This window comes from Pelagibacterium sp. (genome assembly GCF_048264985.1).
In the GTDB taxonomy this organism is placed as follows: Bacteria; Pseudomonadota; Alphaproteobacteria; order Rhizobiales; family Devosiaceae; genus Pelagibacterium.
In genome coordinates, this window is the sequence record NZ_JBLXCL010000003.1 from 147,773 (window position 1) to 163,292 (window position 15,520).

The 15,520-nt window shown below is 60.2% G+C and carries 11 protein-coding genes; 2 read left to right on the forward strand and 9 right to left on the reverse strand.

The features are described from left to right. Window positions 1–199 precede the first annotated feature (199 nt). On the forward strand, window positions 200–1,558 hold the full coding sequence (locus ACN0TA_RS12355; RefSeq protein WP_417583326.1) for a serine hydrolase domain-containing protein: 1,359 nt from the start codon (window positions 200–202) through the stop codon (window positions 1,556–1,558). A 376-nt stretch (window positions 1,559–1,934) separates the two neighbouring features. Here the strand turns inward: ACN0TA_RS12355 and ACN0TA_RS12360 are convergent, their stop codons facing one another. From ACN0TA_RS12360 to ACN0TA_RS12400, 9 genes are all read right to left on the reverse strand, one after another. Continuing rightward, window positions 1,935–3,227 (reverse strand): ArgE/DapE family deacylase, encoded by a 1,293-nt coding sequence (locus tag ACN0TA_RS12360; protein ID WP_417583328.1) that lies wholly within the window; start codon window positions 3,225–3,227, stop codon window positions 1,935–1,937. A gap of 31 nt (window positions 3,228–3,258) precedes the next feature. Further along, window positions 3,259–4,926, reverse strand: coding sequence for a hydantoinase B/oxoprolinase family protein (locus tag ACN0TA_RS12365; protein ID WP_417583330.1), 1,668 nt, complete (start codon window positions 4,924–4,926; stop codon window positions 3,259–3,261). Between the two features lie 3 nt (window positions 4,927–4,929). After that, on the reverse strand, window positions 4,930–6,999 hold the full coding sequence (locus ACN0TA_RS12370) for a hydantoinase/oxoprolinase family protein (protein WP_417583332.1): 2,070 nt from the start codon (window positions 6,997–6,999) through the stop codon (window positions 4,930–4,932). 94 nt (window positions 7,000–7,093) lie between these two features. Further along, the gene (locus ACN0TA_RS12375; protein ID WP_417583334.1) at window positions 7,094–8,068 is read right to left on the reverse strand and encodes an ABC transporter permease; all 975 of its coding nucleotides are present in this window, start codon (window positions 8,066–8,068) and stop codon (window positions 7,094–7,096) included. Continuing rightward, window positions 8,065–9,600 carry a sugar ABC transporter ATP-binding protein gene (locus tag ACN0TA_RS12380; protein WP_417583336.1) on the reverse strand — a complete coding sequence of 512 codons (1,536 nt, stop codon included), beginning with the start codon at window positions 9,598–9,600 and terminating at the stop codon, window positions 8,065–8,067. The genes ACN0TA_RS12375 and ACN0TA_RS12380 overlap by 4 nt, the downstream gene beginning before the upstream one ends. A gap of 67 nt (window positions 9,601–9,667) precedes the next feature. Continuing rightward, window positions 9,668–10,660, reverse strand: a complete 993-nt coding sequence (locus ACN0TA_RS12385) for a sugar ABC transporter substrate-binding protein (protein ID WP_417583338.1) — start codon at window positions 10,658–10,660, stop codon at window positions 9,668–9,670. Between the two features lie 35 nt (window positions 10,661–10,695). Next, window positions 10,696–11,274 carry a hypothetical protein gene (locus ACN0TA_RS12390; RefSeq protein ID WP_417583340.1) on the reverse strand — a complete coding sequence of 193 codons (579 nt, stop codon included), beginning with the start codon at window positions 11,272–11,274 and terminating at the stop codon, window positions 10,696–10,698. Window positions 11,275–11,392: 118 nt separating this feature from the next. After that, complete coding sequence (locus ACN0TA_RS12395) at window positions 11,393–12,508, reverse strand: M24 family metallopeptidase (protein ID WP_417583342.1); 1,116 nt, start codon at window positions 12,506–12,508, stop codon at window positions 11,393–11,395. Further along, complete coding sequence (locus tag ACN0TA_RS12400) at window positions 12,505–13,254, reverse strand: GntR family transcriptional regulator (protein WP_417583344.1); 750 nt, start codon at window positions 13,252–13,254, stop codon at window positions 12,505–12,507. Before ACN0TA_RS12400 ends, ACN0TA_RS12395 begins: the two co-directional genes overlap by 4 nt. 235 nt (window positions 13,255–13,489) lie before the next feature. Here ACN0TA_RS12400 and ACN0TA_RS12405 point away from each other — a divergent pair, with 235 nt between their 5' ends. After that, window positions 13,490–15,520 carry a hydantoinase/oxoprolinase family protein gene (locus tag ACN0TA_RS12405; protein ID WP_417583346.1) on the forward strand — a complete coding sequence of 677 codons (2,031 nt, stop codon included), beginning with the start codon at window positions 13,490–13,492 and terminating at the stop codon, window positions 15,518–15,520.

Here is a 15,520-nt window from a genome sequence, read left to right on the forward strand (position 1 = left end):
ACAGACGATTTGCAGGTGCATCGGTTTCCCCGCGTCTCCCCCGATGCCGGGTATCGCCGCCTATGCGGGGCAAAATAAGGCTGTTATTATCCGCGAAAGAAAACTTCATGAAACCACATGAAGCCATGTTGGGTTTGCGGCTGTCCGCCGCTGCACCTGGCTTGGAGATTCTGACCTTCATCGGCGGGAGCGTAGCCCCATGAAGGAGGTCCCAAACATGTCATCGTCATCGACTAATCTTTGCGCGCTGACCACCGGGATTGCCATTGCACTCGGCGCGGCAACTGGCGCTTCGGCACAATCGGCGCCGCTGTCCGCGCAAGAATCCGATCCCAACGTGATGGGGTGGATGCAAGGTTTCCCGCCGCCTCAGGACAGGCTGATTGAGCAACCAGACTCCAACTACTTCAGCTTCCCGAAGCTTCGGTGGTCTGTCTGTCATCTCCGCGAGTTTCTGCCTACCGAAGAAATCAGTCGCGGCCTCGGCGCACCAAGGCCACTCGACTATCCTGCGCCGGCCCAGTTCGCTGAAATGCGTCAGCAGATCGATGCGCTGACCTTCATGCCGATTAACGGTACCCAGGAAATGACGTGGGAAGACTCGCTCTACGCCAATTACACTGACGGCATGTTGATCATGCACAAAGGACAAGTGGTTTACGAGCGGTACTTTGGCTGCCTTGAAGAGGACGGTAAACACGCAATCATGTCGATGACGAAGTCGATCACCGGTTTGCTGGGCGAGATCCTGGTGGCCGAAGGCGTACTTGATGACACATTGCTGGTGCAGGATATCATTCCCGAGATCGGCGACAGCGCCTTTGCAACCGCCACCGTTCGCGAAGTTATGGATATGACCACCGGGGTTCAGTATTCCGAAGACTATTCGGACCCGGAAGCCGACATCTGGATTTATTCCACCGCAGCGAACCCGTTGCCAAAACCGGCCGATTACAATGGTCCCAACGGGTATTGGGAGTATCTCCAGCAAGTGCCGCCCGACGGCGAGCACGGTGCACAATTTCATTATAAAACAATCAATTCCGACATGCTCGGCTGGATCATCAGCCGTATCACCGGCGAGGCGATCACCGATCTCGCGTCGGAGCGCTTGTGGCGTCCGATGGGGGCTGAGCAGGATGCTTATCAGACTGTTGACGGCAAGGGGGTGCCTTTCGCTGGCGGCGGGGTGACGGCGGGCCTTCGCGATCTCGCCAGACTTGGAAATCTGATGTTGAGCGGCGGTGAGGTCGAGGGCGCGCAGCTGTTTCCGGCGGCTGTGACCGAGGCCATCGCGGCAGGAGGCGATCAGTCCAAGTTCAGCGGCTTCCCAACGATCCCGAACGGGAGCTACACAAGCCAGTGGTGGGTCTTCCATAACGACCATGGCGCTTATGCTGCCCGCGGTGTTCACGGGCAAACGATCTACGTGGATCCCACAGCCGAGATGGTCCTCGTGCGGCTCGCTTCATTCCCGCGGGCCCAGAACGGATTGATCGATCCCACCTCGCTGCCCGCTTATCAGGCTGTGGCTGAGTTCCTAATGTCGCGCGACTGAAGATCGCCTACATTGGCCGGCTCGCGGGGCGCACGTATCGACTGCCGCATGCGCGCGATTCTGCCGGCATTGCTGAGAAGTTTTGATCGGGCCTCACGTCCATCGTGGTGGCTTTGTCCAAGCCATTCTCGCTTTGCTCGGAACGCGCAAAGAAACTGCCCGCGCAGCTCTCACCCTTTATTGTTGATCGCAGTGATCGTTGGCGCGTCGACTACAATGGCAACCAGCCTTCGCCATCCCGATCATCGCGACGCCAATATGCCAAGAGCGTCTCTTGGTTCGTGACCAAGTCTTTGCCGTCGAACATGAACATTTGGTCGAAACCGGCGACAAATCAGCTACCGCCGGCCTGATGATGCCCGGAACTTGAGGGGTCCTAATCGCCGCGTGGCCGCAGCCCGCACCAATCGGCGATGAACAATGCGATGACCTTGGTCGTTTCCCGCATCGAGGCAAGATTTGTGCGCTCGAACGGGGAGTGGCTGCCCTCGCCGTGGCCGCCATAACACAGCGTGGGAATCCCATAGTAGAGATCATATTGGCGTGTATCTGACGTCGCTGTCTGGCTGAAGGTCTCAAGGGGTTGACCGGTCACGTGTTCATGGGCGCGGGCGAGGACATGTTCGGCTTCCGTGCCAGGTTCGAAAACATGACCGTCAGCCTGAAACCCGATCCAGTCGAGCACGGGCAGGCTAGGGGTGCCAAGGCGTTCCGCAGTCGCCTTGATGCAGGCTTCCACGCGCGCCCGCATTTCTGGCAGGCTCGTGCCGGGCAATACAGACAAACGGCACTCGATCTCGCACCAAGAGGGCACTGAGCCCAGCCAATCGCCGCCACCAATCTTGCCCAGGCTGAACTTTACAGGATTTTCAATGTGCCCGAACCAGCGATGGTCGCGCGCCTCGATGTTGATCTGGCTGGCCAGGTCCGCCAGATCGGCGGCATAGTCATAACCGGCCATAATGGCATTGGCGCCGGGGGCGGCGCTGGCCAGAACATGGCCGGGCTTGCCCAGGATGCGCACACGGAACCACACAGACCCCAGTTCAGCGCGCAGCAACTGCCCGTTGAGACTTTCAGGGATCAGTGCGGCTTCGGCGCGATACCCGCGCTCAAGCGTAGCGAGTGCACCATTGCCAGTGCATTCTTCTTCACACACAGTCTCGATGTGAACCCGCGCGTCCGGCACATAGCCGAGCGCCTTGAGGGCGTCCAGGGCGAACACCATTTCGGCCACCCCTACTTTCATGTCGTTGGTGCCGCGTCCCGACATCCATCCATCTCGAACCTCAGCCTGGAAGGGGGGATGGGGCCAGAGCTCGGAAGCGCCCGGGGGCACGACGTCAATATGCCCTTGAAGGATCAGGCTGCGCCCACCCGGATTGTCCACATCGTGGGTAGCCACAACAATCCGGGCATCGGCATAGTCGACATCGACAACAGGTGAAAAGCCGGGTTTCCCCGCGATGTCGACATCGTCGATGGTAAAGCTGTCCACGCCCCATCCACGGTTGGAAAACTCCTCGGCCAGCCATTCCTGGCAGGGCGTTATATTGCCCCTGACGCTGTCGAAGGCGACGAGGCGTGTCAGCCAGTCGACTTGCGCTGGGTGCAGTTCGGCTAGAGCGATGTCGAGCCGTTCTGCCAGATCGTCGCGGTCCGGTGTCATGCGCAATCCTCCAACCCGTGGTCCCGTTTGCTCAGCCTTGGTAGCCATAAACCTCTTTGGCGCGTTCGGGCGTCAGGTAGTCATTCTTGATGTCGCGCACGATGTCCTCTGGCGCGCGCTTTTTCGCTTCGCCGCATCCGCCGCCATTCCCGGTCACTACGCGGATGACGTCTCCGGTGTTGACTTCGACATTTGTCGCAAATGCGTAGCGCTCGGAGCCTCCGTCGCGCCGAATGACTTCGACATAGTTGGGTGAACCGTCCAGCCCGCCATCGATACCCCAGGGCGGGATGCGGGAACGGGTGTATCCAAGCGAGAGGAAGTTGTGATCGGCGCGAACGCGGTAATGCACGTCGATCCCCTTGCCACCCCGCCACTGACCTTCACCGCCCGGCTCGCTGTTGAGGGCAACCTGATCGACCCAGAGGCCATATCGGGCCTCGGCCACTTCTGCCGGACAGTTGAAGGTTTCGCCATGAAAGCCTGAAAACTGACCTGACGGCCCGTCATGGCCATGCCAGGCGCCCCAGCCGCCGACTTGAGGCTCGACGATTGTATAGTGGCGCCCGGTTTCCGGATGCGGTCCTCCGACAACGGTGCCGCAGATCGATGCGAAATTGCCTGCCGGAACAACGCCGGGAAAGTGATGGGCCAGGGCGCGCAGCAGCATGTCGAACAGGCGGATCTCCACCTCAGAATAATATCCGAGCGCACCCGGCTCCTCCACGTGGAAGATCGTGCCTGGACGGGTCTTGATGTTGAGCGGGCGGAAAAAGCCGCCATTGCCCGGAGCTTCCGGATCGGCAAAGGATTTGAAGGCAAGCTGCACGGCAATCTCGGTGCCTTCACGCGAAGAGTTGGATGAGCCGGCCTGAGCTGGATTGTCGGTGAGATCGACGATGAACTCGTCGCCGGTAATGGTCAGGGTCAACTTGTGGACCTGGCCGGTGTCCTGTTCCTCTTCAAAGCTGTAGGTGCCGTGCTGCAGGGTCTTGAGGGCGGCCCGGGCGCGGGTTTCGCCCAAAGTCATGTAATCGGTCACCGCCGCCTCGAAGGTTTCGGTGCCATATTTGCCGATCAGCTCATGGATGCGTCTCTCACCTATGCGCAAACCGGCAATGCCGGCCCACAGGTCGCCGCGCAGGTATTCGGGCAGACGTGTATTGGTGTAGAGGATATCGAATACCGCTGTGTTCTCGCGTCCCTCCTCGAACAGTTTCACCGCTGGCACACGGATACCTTCCTGAAAGATCTCGGTGGCGTCAGATGACATCGAGCCGGGCACCATGCCACCGACATCGTTCCAATGGGCTATATTGGCCACCCAGGCCACCAGCCGCCCGTCCGAGAACACCGGTGCGGCAAGCACCATGTCGTTGAGATGGGTTACTCCGCCATAATAAGGGTCGTTGGAGGCAAACACGTCGCCGGGCTTGATGGTGTCGAGCGGAAATTTCTTGAAGATGCCGTGAATAGCCTTGTCGAGCACCCCGATAAAGGCAGGAATGCCGGCGCCGGACGCGGCGATTTCGCCCTTGGCGTCCAGGATCGAGGTCGACAGGTCGAGCACTTCGTAGATGATCGCGCTCATCGATGCCTTGCGTTGGGCGACGAACATTTCGTCGGCTACAGCCTCAAGAGCGTTCTGGATGATGTCGAAGGTGACGGGGTCGTGGGAAATCTGGTCTTGCTTGGTCATGGCTCAGCCCCGGATGTGAATGTGTGTGTTGCCGAAATCGTCGATCGAAACGCGGTTGCCCGGATGAACGACGACGGTCGTGCCTGAATCCTCGATAATCGCCGGACCCGCAAAGCTCATGCCCGGTTCGAGCCTGTCGCCGTCGTAGATGGTCGCCTCGTGCGCGCCCTCGGTAGCGTAATCGACAGTACGGGTGCCTTTGATTGCATCGTGAACATCGGCGCCGGTACGGGGCAGGGGTACGATGTCGAGTTTGCCCACCTCGCTCGACGCGATCAGGTGAATGCCGGTCACTTCGACGGCAGCATCGAGCGTGTAGGTGTATTCCCGCTCATAGGCTACGTGGAAATCGGCGATCATGGTTTTGACCGTTTCGTCTGTGACCGGACCGGCGGGGATCGGTATCTCCACCCCAAACTCCTGGTTCTGGTAACGACAGCGAATCTGCGGCACCAGCTTGACCGCATCGCGATCGACGCCCTCACCGGCAAACTCGTCCCGCGCCAGCTCCATTGTGTGGTGCAACAGCGCGTCGAGCGCCGGTGCGTCGTCGGCGTCCTGAAGCTTGGTTGCGAAATAGTCACGGCGCAGATCCGACATCATCATGCCCCAGGCCGAAAAGACCGGCGCGCCGCGCGGAATGACCACCTTTTTGACACCCAGTTCCTGTCCGAGCGCAACCCCGTGCATCGGGCCGCCGCCGCCGAACGCGACAAGAGTGAAATCGCGTGGATCGTAGCCGCGATTCACTGAGACGAGCTTGAGCGCGTTGACCATGTTGGAATTGGCGATCCGCACGATGCCGCGCGCCGCCTCGACGGGTGAAACGCCGAGCTTGCCCGAAAGCCTTGCAAATGCGCTCTCGACAGCATCCATATCCGCTTCGACAGTACCGCCGCAGAAATAGTCCTTGTTGATGCGCCCCAGGGCCAGATTGGCATCGGTGGTCGTTGCCTCTGTTCCGCCGCGTCCATAGGCGGCTGGCCCTGGTGCCGCACCTGCCGAATGAGGGCCGACATGGAGCTTGCCGAAATCGTCGACCCAGGCGATCGAGCCGCCACCATTGCCGATTTCAACCAGATCGACCACAGGAACCATGATCGGGTAACCCGACGAACGCTTGTCGCGCTCGATCCAGTAGTCAGTCTTGACAGTGGCCTGCCCATTAAGGATCAGGGAACATTTGGCGGTCGTGCCCCCGATGTCGAGAGCGAGAACGTCCGGCTCGCCGATGATCCGGCCCAGCTCCGCCGCGCCCCAGAAGCCCGAGGCCGGACCGCTTTCGACCATTGTGATCGGCACGGCTTTGGTCGCCTCCAGCGAGTCTACGCCGCAATTTGACTGCATGATAAACAACTGCCCGCGATATCCTTTATCCGCCAGGCCAGTTTCGAGCTTCTCGAGGTAGCGCTGCGCCTTGGGCTGCACATAGGCAGACAGGATGGTGGTGTTGGTGCGTTCGTATTCGCGCCACTCGCGTGTGATCTGATGGGAGGCAACGACGGTCACGTCCGGCCAGCGTTTGCGAACTTCCTGGGCAAGGGCGGCCTCATGGGTGGTGTTGGCATAAGCATGCAAAAGGCAGATTGCGACAGCTTCCACCCCTTCGGCCCGGAACGCTTCGAGTGTCGTGTCCAGCGTATCGAAGCTGAGTGGGGTCACCTCGGTTCCGCGATAGTCCATCCGCCCTTCGATCTCACGGCGCAGATGGCGTTCCACGAAGGGGGCAGGTTTCTTGTACATGAGGTTGAAGAAATCGGGTCGGTTTCCCCGACCGATCTCAATGGCATCCCTGAACCCCTTGGTGGTGATCAGCCCCACCTTGGCGCCCTTGCGTTCGGTCAGAGCGTTAATGACCACTGTAGTGCCATGGGCGAACATGTCGATGGCGCCGACATCGACATTGGCGCGATCGAGTACGTTGAGTACGCCCTGTTCGAAATTGGGCGGTGTGGTGTCCGATTTGGCGGTGCGTACGGTCTGCATGCCGGTGGCCGTGTCGGTCTCGAAATAGACAAGGTCGGTAAACGTGCCGCCGACATCGGTCGAAACGCGGGTAATTGTGTCAGCCATCAAAATCTCCTGGCAAGGCGGGGAGTGTGACGGGCTGCGGCCCGTCACTGAACATAAGTGTGCTGGACGGCTTGCGGGCGCCGTCCTGATAAACTCATCGGCGTGAAGCGGATGCGGCGAGCGCCACGGCGATCACGATGATCACACCGGTTGTGAGGTCCTTGAAGAAGGGGTTCACGTTCAAGATGTTGAACCCGTTGCCGATCAGGGCGATCAGCAGCACCCCTGAGACCGAACGCCAGACTGCGCCCGATCCGCCCATGATCGAAGTGCCGCCCAGGATCACGGCGGCGATTGCCTCGAGCTCCATACCGGCCCCGGCCTGAGGTTCTGCCATTGATATCCGGGACACGCTGATGACGCCTGCCAGTCCTGCGGCTCCTCCGGACAGACAGAAGGTCATGATTTTGATCAACCGTGTGCGGATACCCGACAGGATCGCCGCCTCCTCGTTGCCGCCGACTGCAAACACCTTGCGACCGAAGGTCGTGTGGTTGAGCAGGAATGTCATCAGCACCATGAAGACGATCATCACGATGACCGCGACATTGACCATGCCGATCCGTTCCCGGCCCAGCCAGGCGAATTCGGGGATCCGCACGGGAATGAGCGCGCCGCCGGTCACAAGGATTGCGACGCCGCGATAAACCAGACTCGTCGCCAACGTCACCAGAAAGGAATGCACGCCGAAGCCGGTGATGATCACACCGTTGATCCCGCCCAGCGCGATTCCGATGACCGGCCCGGCAACAATGGCGAGATAAGGGTCGACATTGACCGCAAGCCAGCCAGCGGTGACGGAAGCTACGCCGAATATCGCGCCGGTGGACAGATCGAAACCACCGCCGATGATCACCAGAGTGAGCGCACAGGCGATAATGGCGAGGGGCGCGCTCTGGTTGAGGATGTTGAGCAGATTGCGCGCGGTAAAAAAATTCTCTGACGCAAAGCTCAGTCCGATCAGCAGCGCCGCGATGATGATGAGCACGCCATATTGACGCGCGAAATTGCCGATCGCCGGCCCATTGATGCGGGAGGCCGCCCGGGTTGAAGTCTGTACTTCGCTCATGCGATGACCCCTTCTTTGGTGTTGTTGTTCTGACCCTGCTCCTGGAAGATGCGGCGAAGCGCGTCCGAAACCGTCAATTCCCGGCAATCGGCTTCCGCAAAGATCCGGCCGTCGCTCATGAGATAGCCGCGGTGGGAAAGATTGATGACTTCTTCGAGTTCTGAGGAGATCAGTAGGATGCCGACGCCGTCGGCAGCCATCTCGACGATAAATTCGTGTATGCGCTGGCGCGCGCCAATGTCGACGCCTCGACTTGGCTCATCGAGAATGAGCAGTTTGGGCTTGTCGACTGCCCATTTCGACAGCAAAACCTTTTGTTGGTTGCCGCCCGAATAGAACGCGACCTCGCCATCGACTTTGGCCGGCACAATACCGAAATGCTTGATCATGGTTGCCACCCGGTCGCGCTCGGCTCTGGTGTTGAGCACGCCCATGCGGCTGATCCGGTTGAGTGAAGCCAGGCTGACATTGGGGCGTGTAGTCTGGGTCAGAACCAGCCCTTCCTTGCGCCGATCCTCAGGGACCAGCGCTATGCCATTTTGCACGGCGCGATGGATGGTAAGGTTTTTCTGCACCTCGCCGCCGAGACTGTATTCGCCCCAGAGGATGCGATCGGCGCCGAACAGGGCGCGGCCCACCTCGGTGCGTCCCGACCCCACAAGCCCGATAAGGCCAACGATTTCGCCCGGTCGGATGGAAAGGGAGATGTCGCTCAACCCCGATGTCGTTGCCACGTTGCGCATCTGGGCGATGGGCGCAACATCGTCGGTTGGAGGGAGCGGCAGGTCTGGCCAGATGATCTCGGACGCCTGTCCCAGCATGGAATCGACCAGCGATTGCTTGGTTTCACCGGAAATGGGATCTGTTCGGATCACCTCGCCGTCGCGCATTACGGTCACGCGGTCGCACGTGGCCAGAATGTGATCGAGAAAGTGACTGACATAGATGATCGTGGTTCCGCGCGACCTGAGCCGGGCAATCAACCCGTGCAGCCGCTCCGCCTCGTCTTCGGTCAGCGACGATGTCGGTTCGTCCATGATGATGACGTTGGCATCTCGGGCGACGGCGCGCATGATTTCGACCTTCTGGCGCTCGGCGATGCGCAGCGTTGCCACTTTGGCGTCAGGGTCGAGCCCGAAGGCGCAGGTTTCTTCGAGCGTTTTGAAACGGTCCAGGTCGCCCCCCACCAAAACGCCGCCGCGACTGGATTCTTGACCCAGAAACACGTTCTGGAGAACTGTCAGCTCGGGAACGAGCTGCAATTCCTGATGGATCATGGCAATGCCACGATGCAAGGCGTCCCGGGGCGAGAACCGCGTGACGACCTCGCCATCGATTTCCACCAACCCTTCATCGGCCGAGTAGTACCCACCGATGATTTTTCCGACGCTTGACTTGCCGGCGCCGTTCTCGCCCACCAGGGCGTGGACGGTCCCCTTGTGAAAGTCGATCGTGATGTCGTTGAGGATGCGCGTGCCGCCAAAGCTCTTGCCGATGCCTTTGACATGAACGGCGATGTCGGGTTGGTCCATAATCACCCCTTCAGTTTGAAAACAGGGCCGGCACATTGACTGTGCCGGCCCGGACAAACGCTTCGATTCACCCCTGCCATTCGGCTTCGTAGTCGGGATTTTCTTCCAGCCATTGCGTGGTCACAACGACGGGAGAATCGCCGAGCTTGGATTCATCGATCCAGGTTTCGACCTCCTCGCCATTGATCGCGGCAATCATGGAATTGAGTGCGGCTTCGCCCATGGACCGCGGGAACTGGGCCAGCGAGGCATCCCATGCTCCAGAGCGGATCGCGTCGATGGCGATCTGGTTAAGACCACCGCCGATCAGATAGATATCTTCCAGGTCCAGTCCGGCATCCTGAATAGCGATCTCAGCGCCCATCAGATGTTGATCGGCGTTGGAGAGCACCACGTCCACGTCGCGGTTGGACTGCAAAATGTCCTGCATGGCGGTCAACGACGCTTCTGGGCTGTAATTGCCTTCGCCGGTGGCCACGATCTCGATGTTATCGTGTTCTCCAAGCACGCTCTGGAACGTCTCGTTGCGCAGATTGTCGAAGGGAAAGACCAATTGACCGATCAGGACAACCACCTTGCATGGATCCTTGTCTTCGCAGAAGGCGACGACTTCCTCGGCCTGGCGCGCCGCGCCGATGGAAGGGTCGGAGGCAACCGTGGTCACAAGGCCCTCGACCTGCGGCTCCATATTGGTCAGGTCCGTTCCGATCGGAAACAGGGTTGCAGCGACCTTGACGCCGGCGGCCGTCGCATCTTCAAGCGCGGTTGCGATGCCCACTGTATCGTTCGGCGTCACGATCATGCCGTCGAAACGCTGGCCGGCCACGAGATCTTCGACTTGGCTGAACTGAACCGGGGCCGAGAACTCGCCGTCGAAAATTTCGACATTGACGTTGTCGTATTCCGCCGCAGCGCGCTGAATGCCTTCGTATATCGCCTGGTTGAACCCGTTCTGACTGGATGATGCTAGGTAGGCGATATTGATCTCATTGTCCTGCGCCAGCGCGGCAAAGGGCGTAAGGGCTGTCGCAATGACAGCGAGTTTCATAGTCGTCTTCATAGTCTTGTCTCCATGTTGAACAAGTTGGCTTCGGGTCAGATATTACGCGCTACTACCTCGTCTACGCCTTCGGTGATCGCCAGCGATGAGGGCTGGCGGCCAAGGAAATTTTCCGTCTCGGGGTCGCCTGCCAACAGCAGCAGGAAACACAGCGTCACAAGGGGTTGCCAGGTCATCGCCCGAGCGACGCGGTCCTCCGTGTAGTGCCCCGTTTTTTCAAGAAGATTGACCGTTCCGATCACTTTGCCATTGGCAAGGGCCGGAAGATTCATGTTCGAGCCGAAGCCAAGCGTCTTGATATGCTCCCAGTCGAAGAACACCTCGGCGATCTGCTCGATCGATGTGGTTGCGAACGGCCGACCAGTCCCAACAACCGTTTCGTAGAACCTGTTCCGGTCGAGGCGCTTGAAATTGCCGACCGCATAGGCGGCAACATTGTCGGAATACACCCGGCGGGTCCGCATTGTTTCGAGATCGTAGAGCGAAGCGGTCATCAGTCCGCATCCCACCTCATTGCGCAGCCCCTCACGCACATGCGCAAACAGCGTCATGGCCGAATGCGGCTGCGCCAGGGCGGCTGTGATCCGGGCCATATCCCACGGCCGTTTCGTCATGATACGCGACCTTTGCGGCGCCAGAGCGGACGCGGGTGGTTCTCCGAAATTGCCTGGCATGCCGACCCGCGGAGTGCCTGATCGTCCGTTACTGGGATGTTATTTTCTGGCCGGGACATCAGCCAACCACCTTGATTTCGCGGGGCAGGGTGGTCAGCGTACGCGCGCCATTTTCGGTCACCAGGACGTCGTCCTCAATCCGCACGCCGATCACGTTCGGGTCGTAAAGGCCGGGCTCAATGGTAATGACCATGCCTGCCTCTAGCGTGTTGTGATTCCCCACCATGAGCTGGGGCGCTTCATGGATGTCGAGGCCCAGTCCGTGACCGACCTTGTGCCGGATATTGTCGGCAAAGCCTGCATCGCGCAGAACTGACTGCACGGCCAGGTCCAGATCATGAATGCTTACGCCCGGCGCGATCATGTCGCACCCGATGCGGTTGGCTTCGAGAACGGTTTCGTAGAGACGGCGATGCGCCTGAGGCACCTCTTCGCAGAAATAGGTGCGTGTAATGTCGGCGCTGTACCCGTTGGCTTTCGCACCGAAATCGAACAGGAGCGCATCACCGGGCTTGAGAATGCGATCGGCCGAGGGGATCCCGTGACAGTCGGCGGCGGCGCCGCCGGCCAGAACGATAAGGTCAAAGCCCGGGCCGTCGGCACCGCGCTCGAGCATTTCCACCTGCAGGCGGGCGCGGATTTCGGTTTCGCTCATTCCGGCCCGCACCCGCTCGAGGGTTGCAAGCAGGGCCGCCTCGCTGATGTCGATTGCATGCTGGATGGCTGCAATCTCGCCGGGTTCCTTTAAGAGCCGCAGCGGGGCCAGCATGGTCGTGCCATCGGTGACGGTCGATCCAAATGCTTCACTGAGCGCCGCGGCCTCGAATTGGCGCATCCGGTTGCCTTCAACCGACAGCGCTTCGATGCCGACCTGCTTTGCAAGTTGGGCCAGCGCATCGGCATATCCATCCGAATCCTGCCAGAAGACGGTCATTGCGTCAGGCACATCGGCGGTCCAGCGGTCGCGTTCGAGCGCCGGAATAGCTGCATGCAGACGGCCGTCCGCGGTCACGATCAGGATCGTGGGGCGCTCCATAAGAGCCAGGTCCACTCCCGTGAGATAATAGAAGTTGGGGCCCGGCACGAAGGCGATGGCCGGGCAGTTGGCCGCTTTGAGCAGCGCTGTCAGCTTGGCGATCCGGTTGGTGTAATCCATGGGTAAAACGCCTTTCATTTCGACGCGCCTGGAATGCGCGAAAGCGGTGAGGTGACAAGGTCGACCTCGTCAGCGATTGAGGGATCGAGGGAGGATTTGATCACACCCAGAATTGCAGCCAGCATCTCTCCGGCTATCCTGTTGCAGGCCGGAGAATCATTAGCCCTGATCGCCGCGATCATGGCCCGATGGCAATCGAGCTGGGTCGCAAGTCCATCGGCCTTGGCATAGGGGAAATAGTGCAGGAGCAGGGTGCGCCGTCCGGCATCGAGGCATAGTGGGTAGTAGCGCCCCAGAAAGAAGTTGCGGGCCACTTCGCCATATCCGCGCTGCAGATGCAGCAGCGCCCTGGCAGTGGCAAGCATGTCGTCGTATTCGGCCGCGACCTCGAATTGCACGAGGCGATCTTCGAGATCGACAATGTCCTCGGACGTGCGCCGGTGCGCGGCGTCTACGCAGACTGCGCGGGTCAGGATCAACCAGGTGTCGAACAGGTCGTTGACGCGATGCATTGTGAGCGGCGCAACGATCGAGGCGCGGTTTTGCAGAACGTGTACCAGACCATCGCCCGAGAGCATGAATAGGGCTTCGCGCACCGGGGTGCGGGAGAGGTTGAACTCCTTGGCGATGCCGACTTCATCGAGTCCGGCGCCGGGTTCGCGCTGTAAGGTGAGGATCTCCTCGCGCAGCGCCTGATAGACCGTCGTCGCGCCGCGTTCACGTCGTGCCGGTGCCTTTTTTTTCGCGCTGTCGACCTTGGACATCAAAGACCTTCCTCTCCCAAGACGTGATGTCGTCCGGAATGTGTCTAGCATAAAGTTTGCATTATTGTCTTGCATAAAATATGCATGCAACCTAGTTTTATTGAAATTCGACGGTGCAAAACCCTTGGAAACCTGGGGATTTGCCGCTGCAGGACCGCTGTTGTCCGCGAGCGGATGTCGCAAGAACACGATCCCGGAAAACCGGGTCCCGCATCATCAAAGGAGAGGATGTTAGATGTCTTCAACCGGATACAGAGTCTCAGCCGATATCGGCGGGACCTTTACCGATATCGTATTTCAGAACAGTCAGACCGGCGCCGTGCGCGCCCTTAAGGTGTTGTCGACTCCCGCCAATCCGGCGCTGGCCGTTCTCGAGGGCGTCAAAAAGGGTCTCGGCCCAGACGAGCACATCGATTTCTTCGTGCACGGCACAACCGTCGGGCTCAATTCGGTGCTGACGCGCGCCGGCGCCAGGGTCGCCTTGGTGACCACTGAGAATTTCCGCGATGTCTATACAATTCAGGGCAATGACCGCGGCGAGATCTTCTCGATCCGCTGGCGTAAGCCCGAACCTCTGGTGTCGGTGGAAGACACCTTTACGGTGCGTGAGCGGATCGGCGCTGATGGGACGGTCGAAACGCCGATTGCGCTCGATCAGCTCGATGCTGTCGTCAAAGCGGTGGCAGACAAAGGTTTCGAGGCAATCGCGATCTGTTTTCTGTTCGGTTTCCGCAATCCCGAGCATGAACTGGCCGCCGAGGCCTATCTGCGCGAGCGCCTCCCCGATATCGACATTGCGCTTTCACATCGGGTCTCTCCCGAATGGCGCGAGTTCGATCGCATTTCCACCACCGCCATGGATGCCTTCACGGCCCCTGTTGTCCGCCGGTATCTTTCCACGCTCGTCGATCAGATGCGCGATACGCTCCCCGATGGCGGGCGGGTGCATGTCATGGAATCCAATGGCGGCGCGATGACCGCTGACGCCGCCGCAAACAGTCCGTTGCAGACATTGCTGTCCGGTCCGGTTGGCGGCACCATCGGCGGGCGTTCGCTGGCCGAGCAGACCGGCCGCTCCAATCTGATTTGTGTCGATATGGGCGGCACCTCGTTCGACGCCAGTCTCATTGTCGATGGGCTGCCTTCTATTTCTAACGAGACCACGCTTGAAGGCCTGCCTGTCCAGATGTCGGTCGTCGATATCCACGTCATCGGCGCCGGCGGCGGCTCCATCGCCTGGGAAGAAGCCGACGCTCTCCGCGTCGGCCCACAATCGGCCGGCTCGGTACCCGGGCCTGCCTGTTACGGGCGCGGGGGCACGCAGCCGACAGTGTCCGACGCCAATCTGGTGCTCAAGCGGCTCGACAGCTCCAACTTCTCCGGTGGCGAGATGACGCTTGATGACGCCGCAGCACTGGATGCCGTCAAGTCGCTGGGCGACAAGTTCGGGCTCGACCCGGCCGCTTTCGCCCAGGGGATCATCGACATCATCAATGCAAAGATGGCCGATGCGATCCGTACCATCACCGTGCAACGCGGCATCGATCCGCGCGACTTCGCCCTTCTTGCCTATGGCGGCGCCGGACCGAGCCAGGCTGCGGCCCTGGCCGAGCAGCTCGACATTGGCGAAGTCATTATCCCGGTCCATCCCGGCGCTTTTTCGGCCTTCGGAATGCTCCAGACCGACATGCGCCATGACTTCAAGATGACCTGGTTTGGCGATTGGAGCGCCGCGTCGCCGGACGATCTGACACGGGCCTTTGAGGGGCTGGAAGCTCAGGGGCGCGAGCATCTCAAGCATGAGGGCATGTCCGATCAGGAGATCAGCTTCGAGCGGTCAGTGGATTTACGCTATGAGGGGCAGGAATATGTGCTGACCATACCGGCCGGCACCGGCCTGATCGATCTCAGGGCAGTGCGTAAGCGGTTTGATGTCGCCTACCAGGCGCAATACGGACACTCGAGCAACACCGCCGGCGTCGAAGTCGCCAATCTCCGCGTCGCCGCGCTTGGGCGCCTGCGTCGGCCGGGTCTGCCAAGCCCGCAGGATCGGGAAACCCGCGAGCGCCGCAGCCGAATGGTCTATTTCGATGGCGTTGAACAGGCCACCGACGTGGTGCGTCGCGAAGCATATGCGCTTGGCGATACCCTGGTGGGGCCGGCCATCATCGAAGAGGAGACCACGACCACACTGGTTCCGCCCGGCTGGCGTGTCGAAGTCATCACCGGCGGCCACCTTTCCATGACAAAGATCGATGCGGAGTGA

Bases quoted from the DNA above. Each gene is read 5' to 3' on its own strand.
- ACN0TA_RS12355 (WP_417583326.1), top strand. From the start codon at position 200: ATGAAGGAGGTCCCAAACATGTCATCGTCATCGACTAATCTTTGCGCG.
- ACN0TA_RS12360 (WP_417583328.1), bottom strand. From the start codon at position 3,227: ATGACACCGGACCGCGACGATCTGGCAGAACGGCTCGACATCGCTCTA.
- ACN0TA_RS12365 (WP_417583330.1), bottom strand. From the start codon at position 4,926: ATGACCAAGCAAGACCAGATTTCCCACGACCCCGTCACCTTCGACATC.
- ACN0TA_RS12370 (WP_417583332.1), bottom strand. From the start codon at position 6,999: ATGGCTGACACAATTACCCGCGTTTCGACCGATGTCGGCGGCACGTTT.
- ACN0TA_RS12375 (WP_417583334.1), bottom strand. From the start codon at position 8,068: ATGAGCGAAGTACAGACTTCAACCCGGGCGGCCTCCCGCATCAATGGG.
- ACN0TA_RS12380 (WP_417583336.1), bottom strand. From the start codon at position 9,600: ATGGACCAACCCGACATCGCCGTTCATGTCAAAGGCATCGGCAAGAGC.
- ACN0TA_RS12385 (WP_417583338.1), bottom strand. From the start codon at position 10,660: ATGAAGACGACTATGAAACTCGCTGTCATTGCGACAGCCCTTACGCCC.
- ACN0TA_RS12390 (WP_417583340.1), bottom strand. From the start codon at position 11,274: ATGACGAAACGGCCGTGGGATATGGCCCGGATCACAGCCGCCCTGGCG.
- ACN0TA_RS12395 (WP_417583342.1), bottom strand. From the start codon at position 12,508: ATGAAAGGCGTTTTACCCATGGATTACACCAACCGGATCGCCAAGCTG.
- ACN0TA_RS12400 (WP_417583344.1), bottom strand. From the start codon at position 13,254: ATGTCCAAGGTCGACAGCGCGAAAAAAAAGGCACCGGCACGACGTGAA.
- ACN0TA_RS12405 (WP_417583346.1), top strand. From the start codon at position 13,490: ATGTCTTCAACCGGATACAGAGTCTCAGCCGATATCGGCGGGACCTTT.